This is a genomic window from Micromonospora sp. NPDC047521, assembly GCF_055587305.1.
This window is the reverse complement of record NZ_JBVJGN010000001.1, coordinates 329,764-353,808: the sequence shown is the minus strand read 5'-3', so window position 1 is coordinate 353,808 and position 24,045 is coordinate 329,764. Positions and strand designations below refer to the sequence as shown.

The following is a 24,045-nucleotide window of genomic DNA, read 5'->3' as shown; positions in this document are numbered from 1 at the left end:
GGTAACGATGCGTCCCTGTTGCGTCTATGGCGTCGGAAGCCTGGCGCGATAACCGATCCGCGCTGTCGGACGGGTCCAGTAGCGTCTGGAAACCATGGACGCGCGGCTCGGCGACGCCATCATCGGGCGGGATCACCCCGCGGGTCTGTTGCGCGCCGAGCTGGACCGGGCGGCCACCAGCCACGGCGGCCTCGTCCTGGTCACCGGGGAACCGGGCATCGGCAAGACGACACTCGTCACGTCGGCGGCCCGGGAGGCCCGCCAGCGCGGGGCGCTCATCCTCGGCGCCGCCTGCTGGGATTCCGACAGCGCACCCGGCTACTGGCCGTGGGTACAGGTGCTACGCGCCCTGCGCCGCTCCGCCGACGACTGGGCGGTCGCCCGGCCGGACGCCGAACCCGCCCTCGCGGCCCTGCTCGGTGAGAGCGGCACCGGTGACGTGCCCAGCCTCGCCGCCGCCTGGACGGCCGAGGGTGGCGGCCGCGACGTCGCCGACCAGGAGGCGTTCGCCCTGTACGACAGGGTGACCGCCGCGCTGGTCGCCGTCTCCCAACGCCGGCCGGTAGTGGTCGTGCTCGACGACCTGCACTGGGCCGACCCGGCGTCGCTGCGGCTGCTCGGGTTCGCCGCCCAACACACCTGGTTCGAGCGGCTGTTGCTGATCGGCACCTACCGCGACGCGGAGGTCGAGTCGGGCGAGCACCCGCTGCGCCCCCTGCTGATGCCGCTTGTCGCGAAATCCTCGATGATCACCCTCACCGGCCTGACCCGCGACGACGTGGCCGCGCTGATGACCCGGACCGCCGGGCGGCAGCCCGACGCCGACCTCGTCGACGAGGTGCACCGACGCACCGGCGGCAACCCGTTCTTCGTCGAGCAGACCGCCCGCCTGTGGCACGCCGACGGGACCACCGGCACCATCGCGCCCGGCGTACGCGAGGCGGTGCGGCGCCGGCTGGCCCAACTGCCCGCCGCGGTCGTCGAGACGCTTACCGTCGCCGCCGTGCTGGGCCGCGAGTTCCACAGGCAGGTCCTCGCGGCCAGCGCCAGCGCCCCGGCGGCACAGGTCGACCGGCTGCTCGATCGTGCGGTTACCGCCCGGCTGGTGACCGCCCGCGGTGGCGGCCGGTTCGCGTTCGCCCACGACCTGGTGCGGGAGACCCTGTACGACGGGCTCGCCGACGACGACCGGCAGGCCCGGCACGCCGCGGTCGTCCGGGCGGTCGACGACCTGCGCGAACTCACCGGCCGTCTGATCCCGGCCGACCTGGCCCGGCACGCCTACCTGGCCGGCTCCACACTCGACCGGGCACGGGCAGCCGGGCTGCTTGTCGCCGCCGGGCGGCACGCCTTCGCCCGGCTGGCGACCGACGAGGCGGCGGTGCACTTCCGCCGGGCGCTCGAGGTCGTCGAGGACCGGACGCAGCGGGTACGGATCCTCGTCGAGTTCGGTGAGGTGCAGTATCACCACGCCGGGCGGGACGAAGCCGCGCAACTGCTGACCGAGGCCGCGACGCTGGCCCGCACCCTCGACGACCCGCTGCTGCTGGCCCGGGTCGCGCTCATCGCGTACCGCTCCCGCCAGGTGGAGACCGTGCGCTCGCTGGAGTCGACGGAACTGGTACGCGAGGCGTACCGGCGGCTCATCGGCGAGCCCGACTCCGACGCGTCGGTCGGCACCCTGATCGCCGACCTGATCACCGCCACCGAGACGATCGCCCGTCGCGGGCGGGACGACGAGGCGCTCACCTTCAGCCTCTGGGCCCGCCACGACACCACCTGGGGTCTGGGCACCGCCGCCGCCCGCGCCGAGTTGACCACCGAGATCCGAGCCGTGGCCCGGCGAACGGGCGACCGGGAAACCGAACTGTGGGCCACCTCGCTGCGGTGGGTGGCGCTGCTGGAGCTGGGCGACCCCCGATTCGTCGAGGAGTTCCGCGCCTTCGTGGCCGCCAACGAGCAGGGCGACCTCGCCCGGCACCGGATGGCGGCCACCGTCGACAGCGGGATCATCGCGGCCTTCCGGGGTGACTTCGCCGAGGCGGACGAAAAGTTCGACGTCCTCACCGACATCGCCGACCCGAGCCACGCCGAATTCGCCTTCATGGGCCACCACCTGTTCTGGTCCCGACTGCTGCTCCAGGGCCGGTTCGCCGAGGTCGACGCCCTACTGGAGAAGCTGGCCCCCGACGACTACCCCTACCGGGAACTGCTGCTGGCGATCAGCGCGGCCGAACGCGGCGACGACGAGACAGCCGTCCGGCTGACCGCGGGCATCGAGGCGTCCGGCATCCGCTACCCGCGTCCGGTGTCGTCGCTCTGGGCGCGGCTGAGCGCGCAGGCCGCCGCCGCGTCCGGCGACCCGGACCGCTGTGACGCCGCGCGGGCCGCGCTCGCCCCGCACCGTGGCCAGTGGGCGGTGGGCCTCTTCGGCTGCGACATCAGCGGCCCCATCGACCACTGGCTCGCGGTGCTCGACGCCGCCCAGGGCCGCTGGGACGACGCCGTCGCCGGTTTCACCGCCGCCCGGGACAGCGCCGACCGGCTGGGCTCGCGCCCCTGGGCGCTCCTCGCCAGCGCCGGCCTCGCGAACGCCCTGGCCGGTCGAGGCCACCCCGACGACGCCGCGACCCTCGCCGCGCTGCACGACGCCACCGCCCGGGAGGCGACAACCCTGGGCATGACGCAGGTGCTCGACAGGCTCCCGACCGCACCGCCGGCCACGGTCGGCAAGCCGGTTCAGGCCGTCCCGCCCGCCACCGACGGGTACGAGTTCCGCCGCGACGGCCCGGTCTGGCAGCTCGCGTACGCCGGAACCGTGGTGCACCTGCCCGACGCGAAAGGGCTGCACGACCTGTACCTGCTGCTCAGCCGCCCGGGCCGCGACGTGCCGGCGGTGGAGCTGCTCGACCCGGCGGCCGGCCCGGAGCTGGTGGCCGCCCGCCGGATGGGTGGCGACCCGGTCCTCGACGACGAGGCCAGGGCCCGCTACCGGCGGCACCTGGCACGCCTCGACGAGGAGATCGACCGGGCCGCCGCCCGCGACGACGACCGGAAGGTGGCAGCGCTGGACGCCGAGCGGGCGGCGCTGCTGGACGAGCTGCGGGCCGCGGCGGGGCTGGCCGGCCGGAGCCGCCGCCTCGGCGACGAGGGCGAGCGCGCCCGCAAGACGGTGACCGCGCGGATCCGGGACACGCTGCGCAAGCTCGACGAGCGGCACCCCGCCCTCGCCGACCACCTTCGCGACTCCGTCTCGACCGGCAGCACGTGCCGTTACCTGCCGACCGAGCCGCTGCCCTGGCGGCTCTGAACCAACGGCCGCCGTGGGCCCGGTTCAGCCCTTGAGGTCGGGCGTGGGATCCAGGACCCGGGCGAGCCAGCCCGCCTGGGCGCGCCGGGCCGCGTCCGAGACGCGGGCCTGCGGGAACAGCGCCGAGAAGCCGTGGAAGCCGCCCGCCCACAGGTGCAACTCCGCCTGGCCGCCAGCTGCCCAGATGCCTGTCGCGTAGGCGACGTCCTCGTCGCGGAAGACCTCGGCCGTCCCGGCGTCGATGTAGGTGGTCGGAAGGCCGGACAGGTCGTCCGCCAGCGCGGGTGAGACGTACGCGGAGACGTTCTCTTCGGGGTGCCCGCCGAGGACGCTGCGCCACCCGAACTCGTTCATCTCGCGGGTCCACACGCCGTCCGGCCCGCCGTACTGGTGGCTGGAGACGGTGTCGTTGCGGTGGTCGAGCATCGGGCACGACAGCAACTGGGCGGCGATGGCCGGGGTGCCGAGGTCGCGGGCCATCAGCGTGACCCCTGCCGCGAGGCCACCTCCGGCGCTGGCGCCGGCCACGACGATCCGGTCCGGGTCGATGCCGAGGTCCGCGGCGTTCTCGGCCACCCAGAGCAGGCCCCGGTAGCAGTCGTCCACAAGTGTCGTGCCTGTTGCTTCCGGCGCGAGCCGGTAGTCCACCGTGATCACGACGGCGCCGAACCGGTCGAGCCATTCCAGCGGGACGTCGATGTTCGAGAAGCGGTCGCCCCACATCATTCCGCCGCCGTGGATCCAGTAGATGCCTGGCGCTCCCGCCGCGCTGTCGGTGGGGCTGAAGATGGACAGCGGGATCGGGGTTCCGTCGTCGGCCGGGACGGTGACCTCGCGTCGCTCGACCGCGCGGCCCTCCAGGTGACTCTCGATCGGCGGCTGGGGAAAGTGGCGCAGCAGTTCGATCACGTCGGGGCCGAGGGGCGGCAGGGGCGGCAACTCGGCCAGGGGAGCGAGCAGTTCGGGGTCGATGGCAGGTCGGGCGAGGTTCATCGGGATCCTTCCGGTGGTGCGGGCCGGGGTGTCGGGTCGCGGTCGCTGGCTCAGAAACTCGCCTTGCCGCCGACCGGCACCGCGTCGGTGTACGCGGACTCGCCGGCCAGCAGCGGCTGAAGCTTCGCGACCAGGGCCTGGGCCTGTTCGCCTGCGAAGAACGCGCGGTGCGCCTCGGCGTTGGTCCAGCCTTCGATGACGTGGACGACGTCGGGGTCCGAGGCCGAGCGGGACACCAGGAAGACCACGCAGTCGTCGTGGGGCATCGAGGGTGCGTCGAGCAGCAGCTGGATCAGCTCGTCCGCCCGGCCCGGCTGGGCGGTCATGGTGGCCTGGAATCCGTGCTGGACAGTCATCGAAAAGCTCCTGATCGTTGAGCGGCGCTGCGCTGCCGGAGAAACTGACACTCCAATGGAAGCATCGCCACCAGCAGAATCGTTAGAAGAATGCTCGCGGCCTCTTGCCCGATCCTCTCACTGGCGCGAGGATCTGACGTGTGCTTCACTCGGGGGCGTGGACCTCGACGAGCTGCGGGCGCTGCTGGCCCGGCACGCCCGGCCGGACATGAGCACCGCCATCGACGGCGTGCTGATCTCGAAGGTCGAGCAGCGGACCCCACCGACCACGTCGATGTCGGGCACGGTGCTGGCACTCATCGCCCAGGGAGCCAAGCGGATGGCGTTGGGCGACCGCGTGTACGAGTACCGCGCCGGCCAGTACCTCGTCGCGTCGGTCGACCTGCCGGTGACCGGCCGCTTCACCCAGGCCAGCGCTGACACTCCGGCTCTCGGGTTCGGGCTGGTGATGCACCCGGCCACGGTCGCGGAGCTGCTGTTGCAGGCGGCACCTGGCGATCTGCCGCCCCTTGCCGGGCCGACGCCGTCCGGGATGGTGGTCAGCGACGCTCCCGACGAGCTCGGTGACGCGGTGGTCCGACTGCTTCGGCTCCTGGACCGGCCCCGGGACGTCACGGTGCTCGCGCCCCTGATCAAGAAGGAGATCCTGTGGCTGCTGCTCACCGGGGAGCAGGGCGCTGCCGTCCGGCAGCTCGGTCTGGCCGACAGCAGCCTCAGCCACATCGCCCGGGCGGTCAGGTGGATCCGCGATCACTACGCGCAGCCGTTCCGGGTGGAGGATCTGGCGCGGCTGTCCGGGATGAGCGTGTCGGCGTTCTACCGCAACTTCCAGGCGGTGACCGCGATGAGCCCGATCCAGTTCCAGAAGCAGATCCGGTTGCAGGAGGCGCGGCTCCTTCTCGCCACCCACCCCAACGACGTGACGGGGGTGGGCATCCGCGTCGGCTACGAGAGCCCGTCGCAGTTCAGCCGCGAATACCGTCGCCAGTTCGGCGCGCCGCCCAGCCAGGACGCCACCCGCCTGCGCGGGGTCACCCGGGCCGAGGTGCCGGCGGTCGTCTGACCGGCGACGGGCACACCAGAAAACCGACGGGCGCCGCCACGGTCGTGGCGACGCCCGTCCCAGGGTCAGCGGCGGTTGTACCTGTACATCGTCAGGGTGCCGAAGACGAGCACGAACCCGGCGCTCCACACCAGCAGCCACATCGTGGCCGACGGGTCCGACTCGCCGCTCATCGTTCCGCGGATCGCCGCCACCAGCTGGGTCACCGGGTTGACCTTCACGAACGCCTGGAGCCAGCCCGGCATGGTGCCCGGGTCGACGAAGACGTTGCTGAGGAACGTCAGCGGGAACAGCACCATCATGCTGACGCCCATCACTGACTTCTCGCTGCGCAGGATCAGCCCGAAGAACGTCCACACCCAGGAGAAGGCGAACGAGAAGACGACCAGCAGCCCGATCCCGGCGGCGACACCCACCACCCCGCCTGGGGGCCGGAACCCGAGCACCAGGCCCAGGCCCAGGATGACCAGGGCGGCGAGAATGTAGCGCAGGACGTCGCCGAAGATCATGCCGACCAGGGCGGACGGGCGCCACACCGGCAGCGTCCGGAACCGGTCGAAGATGCCCTTCTCGATGTCGGTGTTGAGGCCGACACCTGTGTACATCGTGATCATCACGACGCTCGTCACCATGATGCCCGGCAGGAAGAACTGGAGGTACTCGCGCGGGCTGCCGGCGAGGGCCCCACCGAACAGGTACGTGAACATCAGCACCATGATCACCGGGAACGCTGTCACGTCGAAGAGCTGCTCCGGCACATGCTTGATCTTCAGCAGGGCCCGCCAGCCGAAGGTGAGCGACGCGCCCAGCGCGGTCGGCCGGGGCGGTCGGGCGCCTGGCGCGAGGACCGTCGCCAGCGCCTCGGCGGAGGGGACGTAGACGGACGGGGCCCGTTCGGTGGTGGTGGTCGTGGTGTCGGTCATCGGGCTGCCTCCAGCTCGTCGTCGCGCTCGTCCGCCGGCACGGCGGGATGGTCGGTCAGAGCCAGGAAGACCTCGTCGAGGCTCGGCTGGCCGAGGGAGAAGTTGTCCACCACGATGCCGGCCCGGGCCAGCTCGCCGAGCGCCCGAGAGGCCTGGGCGCTGGCGTCGAGGTCGGTGCCGGCCTCGCCCACCCGGGCTGTCAACGCCACCGGATCGGCGGCGAGCTGCACCGGCACGTTCAGCGCCTCACGTAGCACCTTCTCCGCCTGGGGCCGCTGCCCGGGGTCGCGCAGTCGCAGGTGGACGGTGCCGGAGCCGACCGACGACTTCAACTCGCCAGGGGTGCCCTCCGCGATCACCCGGCCGTGGTCGACCACAGCGATCCGACCGGCGAGCTGGTCGGCCTCGTCGAGGTACTGGGTGGTCAGCAGCACAGTCGTGCCGTGCGACACCACCGCCCGGACGATCTCCCACACCTGGTTGCGGCTGCGCGGATCGAGACCTGTGGTCGGTTCGTCGAGGAAGAGCAGATCGGGCGTGTTGAGGATGCTCGCGGCGATGTCGATGCGCCGCCGCATCCCGCCCGAGTACTTCTTCACCTGGCGGTCACTCGCCTCGGTCAGACCGAACGCGGCGAGCAGGGCCGCCGCGCGGTCCCGCGCGGCCGGCTTGCGCAGGCCGAGCAGGCGGGCCAGGAGCACCAGGTTCTCCGTACCCGTCAGATCCTCGTCGACAGACGCGTACTGGCCGGTGAGGCTGACCCGGCTGCGGACCTTGTCGGCCTCGGTGACCACGTCGTGACCGAAGACCCGCGCGGTGCCCCCGTCGGGGCGCAGCAGCGTGGCGAGCACCCGGACCGCTGTGGTCTTGCCCGCCCCGTTCGGGCCGAGCAGGCCGTAGACGGTGCCGGCGGGCACCTGGAGGTCCATCCCCGCCAGCGCGCGGGTCTCCCCGAACGAGCGGGTGAGCCCTTCGGCCTCGATGGCCAGGCCGGTGGTGCGTCTACTCATGATCCTTGCCTTTCGTCTGTCGCGTTCAGGAGACGTAGGGTCGTGCCGCGCGGCCGTCGCGCAACGCCAGGCCCCACCAGCGGAGCTGGTCGAGCAGGACGTCGCTGTCGTGGCGCAGCTCGTCGGTGCGTAACGGTGTCGGCTCGCCGGCGAGCAGGTCGATGCCGACGACGTCGCGCACGGTCATGGCGTGCAGGGCGGTGAAGACCGTGCGCAGGTGATCGACCGCGTGCAGTCCGGTGGACCGGCAGCCGTACGACACGAAGCCGACCGGCTTGGCCTGCCACTCGTCGTACGCATAGTCGATCGCCTGTTTCAGGGGTGCCGGGAAGCTGTGGTTGTACTCGGGGGTGACCACGACGAACGCGTCCGCCCGGCCCACCTCACGCGCGAAGGCCTGGATGGACGCGGTAGACGCGGCCGGGTAGCTGGCCGGGAAGTCGTACTCGTTGAGGTCAACGACCGTCACCGTCAGGTCGTCGTGCCGCCTCGCCTGCTCGACGAACCACTCGGCGACCCGGTCGCCGGCCCGCCCCTCCCGGGTGCTGCCGACGATCACGGCGATCCGTAACTGTGTCATCGCCACCCCCTCCCATTCTCAGGGCGCGAGGTGACGACGGGCGCCCGCTAGATCGGATCTAGCGGGCGGTGTTCCGGGGCGGAATGTCGGTGCGATCGGTTTAACTGGGGTCGACGAACAGGGGAGTCGGATGGCACAGGTACGCATCGAGCCGTGGAGCGAGGACGACCTCGACCTGCTGCGGCAGCTCAACTCACCTGACACGCGCAGGCACACAGGCGGTCCGGAGACCGACGAGCAGGTGCTGGCCCGGCACGACCGGTACGTGCACTTCGCCGACACCGGGCAGGGGTGCATGTTCACGGCGGCGCTGCCGGACGGCGCGCGGGTGGGCAGCGTCGGCTACTGGGCCCGCGAGTGGCGCGACCAACAGGTGTACGAGCTGGGCTGGGCGGTGCTGCCCGCGTACCGGGGGCAGGGGCTGGCGAGCGCCGCGGTGCGCGCGGCGCTCGACGTGGTCCGTGCCCGACGGGACCGGCGCTACGCGCACGCGTACCCGTCGGTCGACAACCCCGCCTCGAACGCGGTCTGCCGCAAGGCCGGCTTCACGCTGCTCGGCGAGACGGGTTTCGAATATCCGCCGGGGCGGATGATGCGTGCCAACGACTGGCAGCTCGACCTGACCGCCCCGCCGATCGGGAGCTGAGGTCGGCGGGGCGGCCCGTGGCGGGTCACCAGGTGGTGTCGAGGCGGTGCCGCTGCTCGGCGGTCAACTCCAGGTCCACAGCGGCGAGGCTCTCGTCCAGTTGGGCCACCGAGGAGGCGCCCACCAGCGGGATCGACGGCAGGTCACCGCCCAGCAGCCAGGCGAGCACTACCTGGTTGACAGTCGCGCCGGTCTGCCCCGCCACCTCGCGCAGCGCGGCCAGTCGCCGTGGCGCGCTCGGCAGGTCGTACGCGGCGCTGAGCGGCTTGTCCGCCCGGGTGAACGCCCCCTTGAGCAGCGGCGAGTACGCCACCAGGGTCAGCGTGGGCTCGGCGCGCAGGTAGCTGAGCAGGTCGCCGCCGACACCGCCCGGCTCGCCGTCCGGGTCCAGCGGGCTGGCCAGGTCGGTGCGGTTGGCCAGGTAGCTGCGGTGGTACTGGAGCACCTCGTACCCCGGCAGGCCGGAGGCGGCGGCAAGCGCGCGGGCCCGCTCCACCCGCCATGCGCGGTGGTTGCTCGCGCCCAGCAGGCCCACCGTGCCCTCGGCGACCAGCTCGGCGAAGCCCTCCACGGTCTCCGCGAGCGGCACCGTGCGGTCCTCGATGTGCGCGTAGAGCAGGTCCAGCCGATCCACGCCGAGGCGGTCGCGGCTGCGCTGCGCCGACTCGCGGATCACCTTCGCCGACAGGCCCTCGGCGTTGTCCAGGTAGCCGGTGCCCGGGGCCAGTGGCCGGGCGCCCAGTTTGGTGGCGATGACGATCTCGGCACCGACGCCCCGGCTGCGCCGCCACCGCCCGAGCAGCTCCTCACTCTGCCCGCCCTGCGAGCCGTCGACCCAGAACGCGTAGTTGTTCGACGTGTCGATGAACGTGCCGCCCGCCTCGACGTACCTGTCGAGGATCGCGTACGAGGTGGCCTCGTCGGTGGCGCTGCCGAACAGCATGGCGCCGAGGCTGAGCACGCTCACCTCGCGCCGGGTCGCCGGGTCGGCGCCGATCGTGCGGTACCGCATGAGGGATCTCCTTCCGTGCGCCCTACCGGTGGGCGCCCAACAGGTCACCCTGCCGGCTGGAGCGCGCTCCAGGTCAAGCGCTCACGGGGCGACCGGCGGCGGTAGGACGGAACAGCGACATACCTCAGAGTCATGGCCATGACTCTGAGGTATGTCGCTCACTGGGAGATCACCCGCCGATGACGGCGGACCCGGATCAGCGGGGCACGTAGGCGAACTCGTCCGGGTTCGGGCCCTGCCGCCCGGCCTCGCCCTTGTCCAGGGCGGTGATCCGCTCCATGGCCGTGTCGTCCAGCTCGAAGTCGAAGATCCGGGTGTTCTCCTCGATCCGCTTCGGGGTGGTCGACTTCGGGAAGATGATGTCGCCGCGCTGCACGTGCCAGCGCAGCACCACCTGCGCCGGGGTGCGGTCGAGCTGTTCGGCGATGTCCACCACGGTCGGGTCGTCGAGCACCTTGCCCTGCGCGATGGGCGACCACGCCTCGGTGAGGATGTTGTGCTCGCGGCCGTACGCGCGCACCTCCTCGTTGCCGAAGTACGGGTGCGCCTCGATCTGGTTGACCGCCGGCACCACGCCCGCCTCGTCGGCCAGCCGGCGCAGGTGCGGCACCTGGAAGTTCGACACGCCGATCGAGCGGGCCCGACCGTCGCGCTGGAACTCCTCGAGCACCTTCCAGGTGGAGACGTAGTCGCCGTCGTACAGGGTCGGCAGCGGCCAGTGGATCAGGAACAGGTCGATGTAGTCCATCTTCAGCGCCGCGAGCGTGGAGTCGAACGCCTTGCGGGCGTCGTCGGGGCGGTGGAAGCCGTTGTTCAGCTTGCTTGTCACGTAGACCGACTCCCGGTCGAGGCCGGACATGCGTACCGCCTCGCCGACCTCTGCTTCGTTGCCGTACATCTCGGCGGTGTCGATGTGCCGGTAGCCCACCTCGAGGGCGGTGCTCACCGCCGCGACGGTGTCCTTCGGCTCGATCTGGAACACCCCGAAGCCGAGCTGCGGAATGGTGGTGCCGTCGTTCAGGCTGATGTCGGGAATGGTGATTGCCACTGCGGCTCCTTCGCGTCTTCGTTTACCAGTCATCCATACCCGTGTGGGTGGGCGATTCACCGCTCAACACGTGGTGACGAGCGCAACGGCGGACCGGATCACCCTGTCGTGTCGAAGAGCACAGGCCACGGCCGTTCCGCCGGCGCCGGGGGCGGCGCGGCAGGGGTGGGTTCGGCGGCGGCGAGCACCTCGGCGGCGAGTTGCCCGACCATCGGCGCCGCCGGATGCGCCGACCGGTCCGGCCAGGCCGCCGATGTCTGCTTCACCAGCGGTGTGTCGACGATCGGCCGCCAGGCGATGCGGGGTTCCCGACGGGCGACGGTCGCCGGCTCCACGGCCGCCGCGCCGCCGGCCAGCACCAACCCGAACAGGAACTCCGGATTGCGGGCCGGCCGGACCCGCGCCGGCCGCCAGCCCTGCCGGCGGCACACCGCCAGCAGGTGGTCGTGCCAGCCCGGGGTGGTGGCGCGGGGCGCCGCCACCAGGTCCAGGCCGGCCAGCGCGGCCAGCGGCACCTCCCGGTCGCGGGCCAGTGGCGAGGTGCGCGGCAGCAGCACCCCCAGGGGTACGTCGACAGGGACGCCGAAACGCAGCCCGTCCGCCGTCACCGGGTGGTGCACCAGCCCCACGTCCAGGGTCCGCTCGGCGAGCATCCGTACCTGCTCGGCGGTGGTCAGCTCGTGCAGTTCCACGTCCAGGCCGGGCGCCCGGGTGGTGAGCTGGTCCAGCAGCGCGCGCAGCGTCACGGCCGGCGTCTCCGGCGGCACACCGGCGCGCAGTACGCCCAGCTCACCCGCCCGGACCTGGCCCATGAGGTTGCGCAGCCGGCCCTCACCGGCGAGCAGGTCCTCCGCCTCGCCCAGCAGCAGTTCACCGGCGGTGGTGAGGCGTACCTGGCGGCGGGACCTGTCGAACAGCTCGACAGTCAGTTCCCGCTCCAGCCGCTGGATCGACTGGCTCAGCGGCGGCTGGGCCATCCCGAGCAGCTCGGCGGCCCGCCCGAAGTGCAGCTCGTGTGCGACCACCACGAAGTGCCGCAGGTGTCGGAGCAGGTCCACGGCCGGACCCTACGCCCACGCCGGCGGCGCCCCGCTGGATACCGTGCGGGGGTGGACGTGGGGGAACGCATCGAGGCCGTCTTCGCCGACGCCGGCGTGACGGCCAGCCTGCACGCCGTGGACCTCGACGTGGACCGGGAGGTCGGGGTACGGGCCGACGAGCAGGTGGTGATCGCGTCGATCTTCAAGATCCTGCTGGTGCTGGAGTTCGCCCGGCAGGTCGAGGCAGGTCAGCTCGATCCCACCGAACGTGTCCTGGTCACCGCCGCCGACCGGCTCGGCGGGTGGGGTCTGGCGGGCTGCGCGGACGACGCCGAGGTGTCGCTGCGTGACCTCGCGTACTTCGCCATGTCGGTAAGCGACAACACCGCCGCCGACCTGCTGCTGCGCCGGGTCGGCCCGGACCTGCTGCCGATGCTCGCCACCGAGCTGGGGCTGACGCGTACCCGCGTTCTCGGTGGCCCCCGCGAGCTGGTGGAGCTGATGCTCGCCGACGTGGGGGCACGGACCGAGGCGGAGTTCGCCCGGATCTTCCCGACCCTGCCGGCGCACCGGGTCCGGGCCATGCGGGTCTTCGACCCCGAGCACACCACGTCCAGCACGGCTCGGGAGATCACCAGGCTGCTCACGCTGATCTGGCGGGACGAGGCAGGCCCTGCGGCGGCGTGCGCGATGGTCCGCACCTGGATGGCGCGGCAGATCTTCTGGACCCGGCTGGCCGCCGGTTTCCCGCCGGGCGTCCGCGTCTCCGGAAAGACCGGCACGCTACCCGGCCTGCACCTGGAGGCAGGCGTCGCCGAATACCCCGACGGTGGCCGGTACGCCATCGCCGTCTTCGCCCGCGCCGACGAACTCGCCCCGCGCCGGATCGACGTGGACCTGGCGATGGGGCAGGCGGCCCGCGCGGCCGTCGAGGCGCTGCGCGCGAACTGATTTTCGGACCGTCCGAGCGTCGTGGCACCGCGGCCGAGCAGGCCCGATATGCCGCGCGGTATCGGAGGTGGAGGCCTTGGATCTTGGACCGGGGCGCGGTGGCGCTGGTTGGCTCGTGCCGACCGATCGCCCGACCACGGGGAGCAGAAACCGCATGCCCAGTCTCGACCGCCGTCGCTTCCTGCGCGACGCCGCCGCCACCACCGCCCTGGTCTCCGCCGGCGGACTCGCCGCCACCTCAGCCGCACCGGCCCAGGCCGCGCCGCCGGCCGCCGCCCCGACGCCCACGCCCCGCCGCACCGGTGCGGTCAGCTTCCGCTGGTGGGGCACCGCCGGCTGGCGCGTCGACATCGGCGACCGGACCGTCCTCGTCGACCCGTACCTCAGCCGCATCGACACCGGGCTGTTCACCGGGGCGTTCCGGACGGACACCCCGTTGACCGTGCGCCCGGACGTGATCGACAGGCGCGTCGACCGGGCCACGACGGTGCTGGTCACGCACACGCACTGGGACCACTTCATGGACGTGCCGTACATCGCCAAGCGCACCGGTGCGCGGGTGTTCGGCACGCTCACCGCGTACCACCTGGGGTTGGCGTACGGGGTGCCGTCGACGCAGCTCAGCTCCGTGAAGGGTGGCGAGGTGCTGGACTTCGGCGACCACACGGTCGAGGTGGTCGGCTCGCTGCACAGCCGCAACCCGTCGTACTCCCTCGCCTTTCCAGGGGTGCGGGTGAGCCAGCCGCCGCAGCCGGCGACCATCGCGGACCTGCCCGAGGGTGACACGCTCGGCTACCTGCTGCGGGTCGAGCGCGGCCCGTCGGTCTACTTCACCGGCGCCAGCGACGTCGCCGAGCGGAACCTCACGGGCCTGGCACCCGACGTGGCGATGGTCGCCATGCAGAACGCCACCACCACAGGCGACTACCTGCCCCGGCTGCTGGCCGGCCTGGACTACCCGAAGGTCGTGGTGCCTGTGCACTTCGACAACTTCGAGACGGCGCTGGAGAACCCGCCGCCGGTCGCCCCGACCGACCGCACCCGCCTGAACGACATGATCGCGGCGGTGCGCCGGATCTCGCCGCGCAGCCGGGTGCTGGTGCCCGAGTACGAGACCGCGTACCACTTCTGAGCCGCCCTCGGTGGGGGTCGCCGCCGCGCGGCCCCCACCGACTCAGCCAGCGGCCAGGTCCGCCAGGGCGCGCACCGACTTCCAGTTGCGGGTGGTGGCCACCACCGCGAGCTTCTTCTCCAGGTACGCGTTTGTGAACTTCGTCCGGCCGTAGCCGCCGTCGGGAAAGTGCAGGAAGACCTCCCGGCCGGTCACCGTGAACGACACGTTCTCGCCACCGGGCACGGTGAGAGCGTCCACCGTGGACTTCTTCGGCGCGGACCGCAGGAACGCCACCAGCAACCTCGTCGGATCGTCCTCGACCTCGGCGTACGGGTTGCCGCCGGCCACCGCCGCCAGCTCCCGACCGCTGCGCACCAGCACCGGCACGGTCAACCCCAGCTCGTCGGTGAGCGCCCGCTCGATCCCGGCGGCCAGCTTCTCCGCGTCGCGCACCGTGCTGCCGAAGGCCACGTTGCCGCTCTGCAGGTACGTCTTGACGTCCTCGTGGCCGAGGTCGGTGACGATCCGGCGCAGGTCGGCCATCGCCAGCCGGACGCTGCCGACGTTGACCCCGCGCAGCAGAGCGACGTAGCGGCTCATGGGTTCCTCCTCGGATGCGGGCGATCCGCTCAGCGTAGGTCGGGCGACCGACATGCGCGGGCCACCGGAGCGGTTCCACGGGCGGCTACCGTCGGGGGATGCGATTCGCGCGCTCGGTCGGGCTGCTCCTCTCCGGTGTCGCCGTGCTGCTCTGGGCGGTCGGGATGACGGCGCTGCAACCGCTGACCGAGCCGATCGGCCCGTGGTCGGAGCGGCTGCCGGGCAACAACGCCTACTGGGCGCGGGATCTGCGTTTCACGGCGATCGTCGCGGTGGTACTCGGCCTCGTGCTGGCCGGTCGGGGCCTCGCGAGCTGGAGTGGTCCGGCGGTGGTGCTCGGCGGTGTCTGGGTCGCTGCCGACGTGGCGATCGACCGGGCCGACCCGATCGGTTCCGGTGCGACGGTGCTGCTCGCCGTCGGCGGTTGCGTGGTGCTCGGCGTACTGGTGGCGGTGCTGTGGGGGCGGGAGCGTGGCGCACCTCCCGCCGCCGACCGGAAGGCGCTGACCGGCGCCGCATGCGTCGCGGGGGTGCTGGTGCTGGTGGCCGCCGCCACGGAGTCACCGACCGACCGGGAGCCGGAGCTGACCCCGGCAGTCTTCGCCACCGGCGTACTCCTGGTGGCCCTGACCGTCGGCGCCGCCCTGGCGGCGGCGCCCGCGCGCACCCGGCGTCGCCTGTCGCTCGCGGCCGGGCTCGGCGCGGTCGGCGCGACAGGTGTCGGGCTGGTCCGTGCCGTCGCGCCCGACACGCGGCTCCTGTCGGGGCTCGCCCTCGGGGCGGTGCTGCTCACCGGTGTCACCCTGCTCGCCTGGGACTGGCCGGACGGGCGGCCGATCTGGCGGCACCACGCGCTCGCCGCCTTCGCCGCGCTCGTGGGCCCGATGGCCTTCCTGCTTGTCGCGGCCACCGCCATGAAGGCGCTGGTGCCGATCGGCGCGCAGCTCACGGCGCTGGCCGGCAACAGCCCGATCAGCGCCGCCGACTCCGACGTGCTGCTCTCGGTGGCCGGCTTGCTCGCCGGGCTCGGGATGGCGCTGCTGCTGGCCTGGGGGCCCGCGCTCGGCTACCGCCCCGGTCCGGTCCCGTCCGGCCCCGACCGGTCGCCCGACGGCCGGGCCGCGAGCGCCGAGCGGCGATAGCCGTAGAAGGCGTAGATCAGCATGCCGATCACGAACCAGACGGCGAAGCGGAGCCAGGTCTCCGGCGCCAGGAACGTGATCAGCCAGACCGAGAAGAGCGCGCCCACCACCGGCACGACCGGCATTCCCGGCAGACGGAACGTGCGCGGCGCGTCCGGGCGGCGGTAGCGCAGCACGATCACCGCGATGCAGACCACCACGAACGCGAGCAGGATGCCGATGTTGGTGAGTTCCGCCGCCTCGCGGATCGGTAGGAAGCCGGCGATGAGCGCGGAGGCCACCCCGACGATCCAGGTGACCCGGGTGGGCACCCGGCGGACCGGGTGCAGCTTGCCGAACCACGCCGGCAGCAGCCCGTCCCGGCTCATCGAGAACCACACCCGGGTGACGCCCAGCATGAAGGTGAACATCACGGTCAGGATCCCGATGATCGCGCCCACCGCGATCACGCTGGCCAGGCCGGACAGGCCGACCGAGGCGAACGCCGAGGAGAAGCCGCTCTCCGGATCGATGTCGCGGTAGTTCTGCATGCCGGTCAACACCAGGGTGGCCAGCACGTACAGCACCATCGAGATGACCAGCGACCAGATGATCGCTTTCGGCATGTGCCGGCGGGCGTCGCGGGACTCCTCGGCGGCGGTGCTCATCGCGTCATAGCCGAAGACGGCGAAGAACACCGTGGCCGCGCCGGTGAACGCTCCACTGAGCCCGAACGGAAAGAAGGGCGAGTAGTTGGACGTCTTCACGTGGAAGAAGCCGACCACGATCACCAGCAGGACGACGGCCACCTTCAGCCCGACGACGAACGTCTCGAAGCGGGCGGCCGTCTTGATGCCCTGGGTCAGCAGGAACGCGATGAGCAGACAGAGCACCACGGCGAAGAGGTCCACCACGTGCCCGTCGCCTGTGCCCGGCGCCCCGAGCATCCAGGCCGGCAGCTCGGCGCCCAGCTCACCGACGAGGAAGCCGAAGTAGCCGGAGATGCCGATCGCCACCACCGCGACGATCGCCGTGTATTCCAGCAGCAGGTCCCAGCCGATGAACCAGCCGACCGCCTCGCCGAGCACCGCGTAGCCGTAGGTGTAGGCGGAGCCGGCCTTGGGGATCATGCCGGCGAACTCGGCGTACGACAGCGCCGCGGCGGCGCTGGCCAGGCCGGCGATCAGGAACGAGACCAGCACCGCGGGGCCGGCGGTCTCGTTGGCCACCGCGCCCGCCAGGGCGAAGATGCCGGCGCCGATGATGCCGCCCACCCCGATGGCGGTGAGTTGCCACAGGCCGAGGGAGCGGGACAGGCCCTCCTCGGTCTCGTCGGCTATCTCGTCGACCGGCTTGCGGCGGAACATTCCGCTGCCGCCGGCCCCGGTGCCGATGGAGGTCATCGTCGTCCCCCTTCCCACCGCGCCCCCGCGCGGCCGCTGCTGCCACTGTCACCCATGCAGCGAGGCAGGTAAATACCCTCACTCGACGACGGGCAGCACGACCTCGTTGCGGCGCAGGAACCACGGCTTCCACGGCGGGTCGAAGCGCGCGTACCGGATGGCGCCGGTGGGTTGCAGGCCGGCCGCGGTGACCGACCGGCCGAGCATCGTGGCCCGCTGGCTGAACGCCTGCTCCGTCCACCGCCCGGAGAACCGCATCGCCGCCGCCAGGCGCGCCGGAACCTCGCGGATCCGCACGCGGGCATCCACCGGCTCGGGCAGGGTGGCGGTGGTGAAGATGGCCGGCATGACGAACTGGATCAGGTAAGCGCCTGGCCACTCGCCCTCGATCTGCACCACCGGCACGGTCATGGCGATCTTCTCCGAGCCGCCGGCCGCCGCCGTCGTCGACGCGGCCGAGCCGATCGGGTGCCGGGCCCGATTGGCGCCGCCGATGTACGCGGCCAGCGGCCGGAACGCCTCGATCGGCGCCCGGGTGAACGACGCCTGGATCTGCATCTCGGCCACCAGGTGGGCGGGGTACCGACGCAGCTCGAAGCCGGGGTGTCGGGACACCACCCGGTACGGCTGCTGTTCGGTCATCGCGCGGCTCCCAGGGTCTGCTGGGACAGACGCTACCGCCCGTCCGGCTCCCGCTCGGCCGAAGTCGGACGGCCCGCAGCCGGGACGACTACCCGCCAGTACTGCCGTTTGCCCTCGTCGCGCACCACCACCCCGATCCGGCCGAGTTCGCGGCGCAGCTCCCGCACGTCGTCGCGGCGATCCCTGTCGAGTGCCCGTTCGCGGCCCCGCAGCAGGGCGTCCGCGCTGGCCGGCAACCCGGGCAGGTCGGGCACCCACAGCCGGTACGCCGGCCGGTGCGGGTCGTCGTCCGCCCAGCCCCAGCCGTGCTCCCGGAACGCCGCCGCGAGCCGGTCGGCCGGCAGGTCGGTCGGCTCCCGGAGCAGTTCCGCGCCGTCGGCGTCGAGCAGCACCAGGTGCTTGTCGGCGAGGAAGGCCACCCGGGCGTCGGCCCGGGCGACCGTCCGGTCCTGGTCGGCGCGGCGCAGGCGGACCTGCGCCGCGTCGACGGTGACGATCAGCCGTTCGGCGGTGCCGATCCCGGCGATTACCAGACCCGCCAGGACGCCCACCGCGATCGTGCCGATGGTGGCCTGCGGCTCGGGCAGCCGGTCCAACCACTCGACCAGACCCCGGAACGGCACCCAGGGCAGCCGGACTAGCCAGCCCGTCGCCGCCGCGAGGAGCCATCCGGCACCCGCGCCGAGCAGCGGGAAGCCTCCCCACATGACGGCCAGCTCCAGCGGGCCGCCGCTGACCACGGTGCGGGGTCGGTAGCCGGCGACGTCCATGGTCAGGACACCTCGCGGCGCAGCGTCCGCACCAGGCCGACGGCCAGCGGGAGGACCAGCCAGACCAGCAGGGACACCACGAACTTCCCCCACTGCTCGCCGGTGACGGTGCTGGTGAACAACGGCTCCATGGTCCGGCTGGTGTCCAGCCACTCGGCGGGGCCGCGCAGGGGCCGGACCACCTCGCTGAGCACCGTCCAGATGGTCGGCAGCAGGAAGTAGCCGACGATTGCCAGCGGCGGGTTGAGCAGCAGCAGGCCGAAGGCGGCACCCATGAGCACGCTGGCGACCTGGACGATCCCCGCGTGCAGGATCAGCGACCCGTCGATGTCCCAGGTGCCCGCCCCGCCGGTGGCCGACGCCACAAGCGTCCCGACGGCGGCGACGGCCAGGCTGGCCAGCACCGAGGCGAGCGCGGCCAGCACCACCGCGATCAGCTTCGCGGCCACCACCCGCTCCCGGCGAGGCACCAGTGCGTAGGTGGTGAGGGCGGTGCGCTGGGACCACTCGCTGGTGATCGACAGGATGCCCAGCACCGGCAGGAGCACGCTGACCGGCAGCAGCGACGGAACGAAGAAGGTGACGAAGGTCTGCTCGGGCTCCGCGCCGTAGATCAGCAGGAGGACGACGATCGCGGCGGTGACCAGACCGATGGTGATCAGCAGCCAGCGGCCGGCCCGGGTGTCGACGAGCTTGCGCGCCTCCACGGCGGTGAGTCGGAGCAGCGACGGGCGGCGTACCGGAGTGTGCTGCCGGGGTGCGAGAGCGGTGGCGGGCGCGGTGGCGGTGGTCATCGGACGGCCTCCCTGGTGGATTCGCCGGCGGTCAGGGTGAGGAAGAGCTGTTCGAGGCCACCGCCGCCGGCGGGGCGCAGCTCGGCGAGGGCCACACCGGCATCGGCGGCGGCCTGGCCGACCGCCTCGGCGTCGGCCTGCACGAGCAGCCCCTCGGAGCTGTCGGCGGCGCTCAGGCCTGCCGTGTCCAGCGCCCGGCGCAGTGCCGCGACGTCGCGCGCCCGGACCAGCGTGCCGCCACCGGCCAGCAGTTCGTTCTTGTCGCCCTGGGCCACGATCCGGCCGCCCCCGATCACCACCAGCCGGTCCGCGACCGCCTCCACCTCGCGCAGCAGGTGGGAGGAGAGCAGCACGGTGCCGCCCCGGTCGGCGAAGTCGCGCAGCAGCCCGCGCATCCAGAAGATCCCCTCCGGGTCCAGGCCGTTGGCCGGCTCGTCGAGGATCAGCACCCGGGGGTCGCCGAGCAGCGCGTGGGCCAGCCCGAGCCGCTGGCGCATCCCCAACGAGTACGCCCGTACCCGCCGCTTCGCCGCCACCGCGTTCAACCCGACCAGGTCGAGCTTCGCGGCGACCTCGCGCTTGTCCAAACCCATGGTGTACGCGGACAGCGTCAACGCCTCGCGGCCGGTGCGCCCGGCGTGCTGGGCGGAGGCGTCCAGCAGCACCCCGACCTCGCGCCCCGGGTTGGGCAGTTCCCGGTACGGGTGCCCGGCGACAGTGGCGCGACCGGCGGTCGGTGCGGTGAGTCCGCAGATCATCCGCATGGTGGTGGACTTGCCGGCGCCGTTGGGGCCGAGGAAGCCGGTGACGGTGCCCGGCTCGCAGTGGAACGACACGTCGTCCACCGCCGGATGTGGTCCGTACCGTTTGGTGAGGTTCTCCACGGTGATCATGTCGTCGAGCCTGCCCGCGCCACCCGGCCATCCGCTGCGGCCGGCGGTCGGCGCCGCGTCGACCTTGGTCGACCGGAGGGTCTCGACTTTGGTAGCTGGTCGTGGTGTCCCTCGGCTGCCTAGCATGGGCGCGTGACCAGCATCGCCGTTCCGGAGCACCCCTGGCTGCTGCCGGGGGAACTGGTCGTGCGGGCGGAGCCCGAGCGCGCGCGTCCGCGCCGCACCACCCGCGACTGGGTGGTGGACAGCCTCGCGTTCCTCTCCGGGCTGATCTGGGTGCTGTACGTCACCGCGGACGGGCTGTCGCCCGACCCGCAGACGGCGGTTCCGCTGCCGCACGACTGGATGGTCGGCGCGGACGCGCTCATCGGTCTGGTCTGCTGCGGGCTGCTCTGGATGCGGCGGCGGTGGCCGCTCGGGCTGGTGGTGGCGACGCTGCCGCTGAACCTGTTCTCGATGGCCTCGGCCATCCCGCTGTTGATCTTCTATTTCACAGTCGTGGTGCACCGGCGGACCGCCGTCGCGGTGGCGGTGACAGGTGTCGGTTTCCTCACCAACCTGGTCTTCAGCTGGACCCGTCCGGATCCGGCCATGTCGTACTGGGTCACTGTGAGCTGGGGCGTGGTGCTCACCCTCGCCGTGCTGGCCTGGGGGATGTTCGTGCGGGCCCGGCGGCAGCTGATCGTGTCGCTGCGGGAGCGCGCCGAGCGGGCCGAGGCCGAGCAGCAGCTCCGCGTCGCCCAGGCCCGCCACCTCGAACGCACCCGGATCGCCCGGGAGATGCACGACGTGCTGGCGCACCGGATCTCACTGCTCAGCCTGCACGCGGGCGCACTGGAGTTCCGTCCGGACGCGCCGCCCGACGAGGTGGCCCGCGCCGCCGGGGTGATCCGGGGCAGCGCCCACGCCGCCCTCCAGGACCTGCGCGAGGTCATCGGGGTGCTCCGGGCCGAGGACGACTGTGACGCCCCCGAGCCGCCGCAACCCACACTCGCCGACCTGCCGGCCCTGATCGCCGAGTCGCGGGCCGCCGGGGTGCGGGTGAACGTGAACGACAGCGTCGGCAGGCCGGAGGAGGTGCCGGCGGCGCTGGGCCGGGCCGCGTACCGGATCGTGCAGGAGGGGCTTACCAACGCGCGCAAGCACGCGGCAGGCGCGGCCGTGACCCTGGACGTGTCCGGCGGGCCGGGGACCGGGCTGACGGTGGCGATCGGCAACCGGTGGCCGGTCGGTACGCCGGCCGGCGGCACGCTGCCGGGCGCGGGCACCGGCCTGGTCGGCATCAGCGAACGCGTCACTCTCGCCGGCGGCCGGCTCGCCTACGGTCGGGACGACGCGGGCGACTTCCGGCTGGCCGCCTGGCTGCCGTGGCCGGCGTGACCGGGGCCGGGTCGGCCGCGCCGCCGGTACGGGTGCTGATCGTCGACGACGACGCGCTGGTCCGCGCCGGGCTGTCGATGATCCTCGGCGGCCTGCCGGACCTGACAGTGGTGGGTGAGGCGGCCGACGGCGCCGAGGTGCCGGAGGCGGTGGCCGCGTACGCCCCGGACGTGGTGCTGATGGACATCCGGATGCCACGGGTGGACGGGTTGACCGCCACCGAGGCGCTGCGTGCCCAGCCGCACCCGCCGGAGGTCCTGGTGCTGACCACCTTCGACGCCGACGAGCAGGTGTTGCGGGCGCTGCGCGCCGGGGCGGCCGGGTTCCTGCTCAAGGACACCCCGCCGGCGGAGATCGTGCACGCGGTACGCCGGGTCGCGGCCGGCGAGGCGACTCTCTCCCCTACGGTGACCAGGAAACTGATCGCCCACGTCACCTCCGACCTCGGCCCGACCGGCCCCGACCGCAGGCAGGAGCGCGCGTTGCGGCTGCTCACCGGGCTCAGCGAGCGGGAGCGGCAGGTCGCTGTCGCCCTGGGCCGGGGGCGCACCAACGCGGAGATCGCGGGGGAGTTGTTCATGAGTGTGGCGACCGTGAAGGCGTACGTCTCGCGGCTGTTGACCCGGCTGGAGCTGAACAACCGGGTCCAGGTGGCCCTGCTCGTGCACGACGCCGGCCTGGTCTGAGCGACCTCGTCCACGTGCCGTCGGCGGAGGATCCGCTTACCGCGTACCAGAATTGAACTTTCGTCAGGTGCCGGCCGTACCCATGGCCGAGGATGTCGGTGCGGTGAGTCCGCCGTACCGCTGCCGAGCTGCGGGAGGCCTGCCGTGCGAGTTGGTGAGCAGTCGACGGATCCCATCGACCTGGTACTGGGTGAGGTGCCGGTGCCGGCGCCGCTGACCCCCGAGGATGTCCGGCTCGCGGTCCGGGCGGTGGTCGTGCACACAGCCGAGGAGTGGCCCACCGGGCCGCTGTGCCGCAACGACGGCGCGTCCTACCCGTGCCGCCTGCACCGCTGGGGACGGCGGGTGCTGGAGACACACGGGCTCAACGAGCGGCAGATCGACGCGTTGATCCGGCACGGCAATCCGTTCGTGCACGTGCCGTTCCCGTTCACGGCGACCGGGCCGTCGCGGCAGCAGGCCGCGCGGGTCGTCCCGCCGGGGGTACGCCCCACCGCTGCTGGCCGGCCGGTGACTCCCCCCGTCACCGCGCCGCGCTGGCCTCGGGCGAGCTGAGCGCGGCACCCCTCCGCCGCCCGTCCCGGGGCACACACGACGTCGGCCCGACGCGAAGTTCCCCCTCCGCGTCGGGCCGACGTCGTTCCGGCTGCCCGCTCAGTCGTTGCCGGCGCCGATCCCGCAGTCCGGCGCGGACCAGCTCGTCGTGTTCGAGCTGCGGTCGTTGTTGTTCTCCCGCCGCGAGTCGACGTGCACGTGGTCGTCGTGGTCGGGGTAGCCCGGCCCGTAGAGGCCGCTGAAGCCGTTGTTCCGGGCGTTGCGGGCCACCTGGCACAGCGACGACGTCCGCGAGGTGACGTCCGCCGCGTTGCCGTACAGGTGCTGGCTGTCCGACGCGCCGCCGACCTGGTTGTTGCAGGCGCGGCTGCGGTAGCCGCTCGACACCCGCAGCGGCTTGTCGCCGAGGCTCCTGCGCAGCGCCTCCAGCTTCCACATGGTGCGCAGCGCGTTCTGCTTGGTCTGGTTGGCCGAGAGCGGGCCGCCGCTCCACCCACTTCCGCCACACCCGTTGTCCAGCTCGCTGTAGCTGAAGTGCGCGGGCGTGCAGTCGTTGTCCTGTAGCTGGTACAGCTTGGCGAAGGTCTGCGGACCGGCGATCCCGTCGGCGCGCAGCCCGTACGCCTGCTGGAACCGCTTGACGGCGGCGGCGGTCTTGGGCCCGTACCGGCCGTCGTTCTCGACGATGTCCCGGTAGCCGGCCCAACCGGCGACCCGGATCTGCAACTGGCGGACGTCGTCGCCCGAGCGTCCCTGGGCCAGGGTGCGGTTCCACGTGTAGCAGCCGTCCGCATGGGCCGCGGGTGCGGCGACGACCGCGGCGACCGCTGCCCCGGGCAGCGCCAGGGCGAATGCGACGGCGGCTCGCTTCCAGGTGTTTACGCGCACAGAAGTCCTCCCGATAGGAGAGCGAATGGGGTGGCTTCGGGACATCGACCGAGGCGTCCCGTGATTTCCACCCTCGCACTGATCGGTGCGGTTGGCGGCAATTAACGAGAATTGTCCTCATGATCTGTGTTCCCTGGGCCTTGGCTGTGAATTCGACTGATTTGCGAAACAGCCATGTACTCCCGATCTCCCCCGGGAAGGACCAAGCGCGACCGAACGTCGCAATCGACCCCACCGAGGGTGATGTTCCCCGGACCCCGACGGGCG

General features: G+C 72.4%; 24 protein-coding genes. 9 read left to right on the top strand and 15 right to left on the bottom strand.

The window, feature by feature from the left end:
- Positions 1-94 precede the first annotated feature (94 nt).
- Entirely contained in the window at positions 95-3,310 is a 3,216-nt protein-coding gene (locus ACZ6N8_RS01665; RefSeq protein ID WP_466006872.1) for an ATP-binding protein, read from the top strand.
- A 24-nt stretch (positions 3,311-3,334) separates the two neighbouring features.
- Here ACZ6N8_RS01665 and ACZ6N8_RS01660 read toward each other — a convergent pair whose 3' ends face one another.
- Together ACZ6N8_RS01660 and ACZ6N8_RS01655 are read right to left on the bottom strand one after the other, a co-directional pair.
- Entirely contained in the window at positions 3,335-4,303 is a 969-nt protein-coding gene (locus ACZ6N8_RS01660) for an alpha/beta hydrolase (RefSeq protein ID WP_466006871.1), read from the bottom strand.
- Positions 4,304-4,353: 50 nt separating this feature from the next.
- On the bottom strand, positions 4,354-4,659 hold the full coding sequence (locus tag ACZ6N8_RS01655) for a putative quinol monooxygenase (protein ID WP_466006870.1): 306 nt from the start codon (positions 4,657-4,659) through the stop codon (positions 4,354-4,356).
- Between the two features lie 157 nt (positions 4,660-4,816).
- On the opposite strand from ACZ6N8_RS01655, the gene ACZ6N8_RS01650 reads away from it, so the two are divergent.
- Positions 4,817-5,722 carry an AraC family transcriptional regulator gene (locus ACZ6N8_RS01650; protein ID WP_466006868.1) on the top strand — a complete coding sequence of 302 codons (906 nt, stop codon included), beginning with the start codon at positions 4,817-4,819 and terminating at the stop codon, positions 5,720-5,722.
- Positions 5,723-5,787: 65 nt separating this feature from the next.
- On the opposite strand, the gene ACZ6N8_RS01645 is transcribed toward ACZ6N8_RS01650, so the two are convergent.
- The 3 genes from ACZ6N8_RS01645 to ACZ6N8_RS01635 are packed head-to-tail and all read right to left on the bottom strand — an operon-like array spanning position 5,788 to position 8,235.
- Complete coding sequence (locus tag ACZ6N8_RS01645) at positions 5,788-6,645, bottom strand: ABC transporter permease (RefSeq protein ID WP_466006867.1); 858 nt, start codon at positions 6,643-6,645, stop codon at positions 5,788-5,790.
- Positions 6,642-7,655, bottom strand: a complete 1,014-nt coding sequence (locus ACZ6N8_RS01640; protein ID WP_364367505.1) for an ATP-binding cassette domain-containing protein — start codon at positions 7,653-7,655, stop codon at positions 6,642-6,644. The genes ACZ6N8_RS01645 and ACZ6N8_RS01640 overlap by 4 nt, the downstream gene beginning before the upstream one ends.
- A 25-nt stretch (positions 7,656-7,680) precedes the next feature.
- Positions 7,681-8,235, bottom strand: coding sequence for an NADPH-dependent FMN reductase (locus ACZ6N8_RS01635; protein ID WP_466006866.1), 555 nt, complete (start codon positions 8,233-8,235; stop codon positions 7,681-7,683).
- A gap of 130 nt (positions 8,236-8,365) precedes the next feature.
- On the opposite strand from ACZ6N8_RS01635, the gene ACZ6N8_RS01630 reads away from it, so the two are divergent.
- Positions 8,366-8,881: a GNAT family N-acetyltransferase gene (locus ACZ6N8_RS01630; RefSeq protein ID WP_466006865.1), complete on the top strand. Its 516-nt coding sequence runs from the start codon at positions 8,366-8,368 to the stop codon at positions 8,879-8,881.
- A gap of 25 nt (positions 8,882-8,906) precedes the next feature.
- Here the strand turns inward: ACZ6N8_RS01630 and ACZ6N8_RS01625 are convergent, their stop codons facing one another.
- From ACZ6N8_RS01625 to ACZ6N8_RS01615, 3 genes are all read right to left on the bottom strand, one after another.
- Positions 8,907-9,893, bottom strand: a complete 987-nt coding sequence (locus ACZ6N8_RS01625) for an aldo/keto reductase (protein WP_466006864.1) — start codon at positions 9,891-9,893, stop codon at positions 8,907-8,909.
- Positions 9,894-10,089: 196 nt separating this feature from the next.
- Positions 10,090-10,941, bottom strand: a complete 852-nt coding sequence (locus ACZ6N8_RS01620; protein ID WP_466006863.1) for an aldo/keto reductase — start codon at positions 10,939-10,941, stop codon at positions 10,090-10,092.
- A 98-nt stretch (positions 10,942-11,039) separates the two neighbouring features.
- Positions 11,040-11,999, bottom strand: a complete 960-nt coding sequence (locus ACZ6N8_RS01615) for a LysR family transcriptional regulator (RefSeq protein WP_466006862.1) — start codon at positions 11,997-11,999, stop codon at positions 11,040-11,042.
- 51 nt (positions 12,000-12,050) lie between these two features.
- Between ACZ6N8_RS01615 and ACZ6N8_RS01610 the strand changes: the two genes are divergently transcribed.
- Together ACZ6N8_RS01610 and ACZ6N8_RS01605 are read left to right on the top strand one after the other, a co-directional pair.
- The gene (locus tag ACZ6N8_RS01610) at positions 12,051-12,932 is read left to right on the top strand and encodes a serine hydrolase (protein ID WP_466006861.1); all 882 of its coding nucleotides are present in this window, start codon (positions 12,051-12,053) and stop codon (positions 12,930-12,932) included.
- A gap of 154 nt (positions 12,933-13,086) precedes the next feature.
- Positions 13,087-14,064 carry an MBL fold metallo-hydrolase gene (locus ACZ6N8_RS01605; protein WP_466006860.1) on the top strand — a complete coding sequence of 326 codons (978 nt, stop codon included), beginning with the start codon at positions 13,087-13,089 and terminating at the stop codon, positions 14,062-14,064.
- Positions 14,065-14,106: 42 nt separating this feature from the next.
- Here ACZ6N8_RS01605 and ACZ6N8_RS01600 read toward each other — a convergent pair whose 3' ends face one another.
- The gene (locus tag ACZ6N8_RS01600; RefSeq protein ID WP_466006859.1) at positions 14,107-14,646 is read right to left on the bottom strand and encodes a DUF1697 domain-containing protein; all 540 of its coding nucleotides are present in this window, start codon (positions 14,644-14,646) and stop codon (positions 14,107-14,109) included.
- A gap of 98 nt (positions 14,647-14,744) precedes the next feature.
- On the opposite strand from ACZ6N8_RS01600, the gene ACZ6N8_RS01595 reads away from it, so the two are divergent.
- Complete coding sequence (locus ACZ6N8_RS01595) at positions 14,745-15,788, top strand: hypothetical protein (RefSeq protein WP_466006858.1); 1,044 nt, start codon at positions 14,745-14,747, stop codon at positions 15,786-15,788.
- Here the strand turns inward: ACZ6N8_RS01595 and ACZ6N8_RS01590 are convergent.
- The 5 genes from ACZ6N8_RS01590 to ACZ6N8_RS01570 form a co-directional block, all read right to left on the bottom strand.
- A complete protein-coding gene (locus ACZ6N8_RS01590) occupies positions 15,713-17,170 on the bottom strand; it encodes an amino acid permease (protein WP_466006857.1) in 1,458 nt (485 codons plus the stop codon). The genes ACZ6N8_RS01595 and ACZ6N8_RS01590 overlap by 76 nt on opposite strands.
- Positions 17,171-17,248: 78 nt before the next feature.
- A complete protein-coding gene (locus ACZ6N8_RS01585) occupies positions 17,249-17,812 on the bottom strand; it encodes an SOUL family heme-binding protein (RefSeq protein WP_466006855.1) in 564 nt (187 codons plus the stop codon).
- Between the two features lie 32 nt (positions 17,813-17,844).
- Positions 17,845-18,582 carry a YqeB family protein gene (locus ACZ6N8_RS01580; RefSeq protein ID WP_466006854.1) on the bottom strand — a complete coding sequence of 246 codons (738 nt, stop codon included), beginning with the start codon at positions 18,580-18,582 and terminating at the stop codon, positions 17,845-17,847.
- A gap of 2 nt (positions 18,583-18,584) precedes the next feature.
- Positions 18,585-19,376: an ABC transporter permease gene (locus ACZ6N8_RS01575; RefSeq protein WP_466006853.1), complete on the bottom strand. Its 792-nt coding sequence runs from the start codon at positions 19,374-19,376 to the stop codon at positions 18,585-18,587.
- A complete protein-coding gene (locus ACZ6N8_RS01570) occupies positions 19,373-20,269 on the bottom strand; it encodes an ABC transporter ATP-binding protein (protein WP_466006852.1) in 897 nt (298 codons plus the stop codon). Before ACZ6N8_RS01570 ends, ACZ6N8_RS01575 begins: the two co-directional genes overlap by 4 nt.
- A gap of 132 nt (positions 20,270-20,401) precedes the next feature.
- Between ACZ6N8_RS01570 and ACZ6N8_RS01565 the strand changes: the two genes are divergently transcribed.
- The 3 genes from ACZ6N8_RS01565 (at position 20,402) to ACZ6N8_RS01555 (ending at position 22,890) form a co-directional block, all read left to right on the top strand.
- Positions 20,402-21,649, top strand: coding sequence for a sensor histidine kinase (locus ACZ6N8_RS01565; RefSeq protein WP_466006851.1), 1,248 nt, complete (start codon positions 20,402-20,404; stop codon positions 21,647-21,649).
- A complete protein-coding gene (locus ACZ6N8_RS01560; protein WP_466007283.1) occupies positions 21,628-22,335 on the top strand; it encodes a response regulator transcription factor in 708 nt (235 codons plus the stop codon). The genes ACZ6N8_RS01565 and ACZ6N8_RS01560 overlap by 22 nt, the downstream gene beginning before the upstream one ends.
- Before the next feature lie 144 nt (positions 22,336-22,479).
- The gene (locus ACZ6N8_RS01555) at positions 22,480-22,890 is read left to right on the top strand and encodes a hypothetical protein (RefSeq protein ID WP_139586585.1); all 411 of its coding nucleotides are present in this window, start codon (positions 22,480-22,482) and stop codon (positions 22,888-22,890) included.
- A gap of 99 nt (positions 22,891-22,989) precedes the next feature.
- Here ACZ6N8_RS01555 and ACZ6N8_RS01550 read toward each other — a convergent pair whose 3' ends face one another.
- A complete protein-coding gene (locus tag ACZ6N8_RS01550; RefSeq protein WP_466006850.1) occupies positions 22,990-23,778 on the bottom strand; it encodes a D-Ala-D-Ala carboxypeptidase family metallohydrolase in 789 nt (262 codons plus the stop codon).
- Positions 23,779-24,045: the final 267 nt, after the last annotated feature.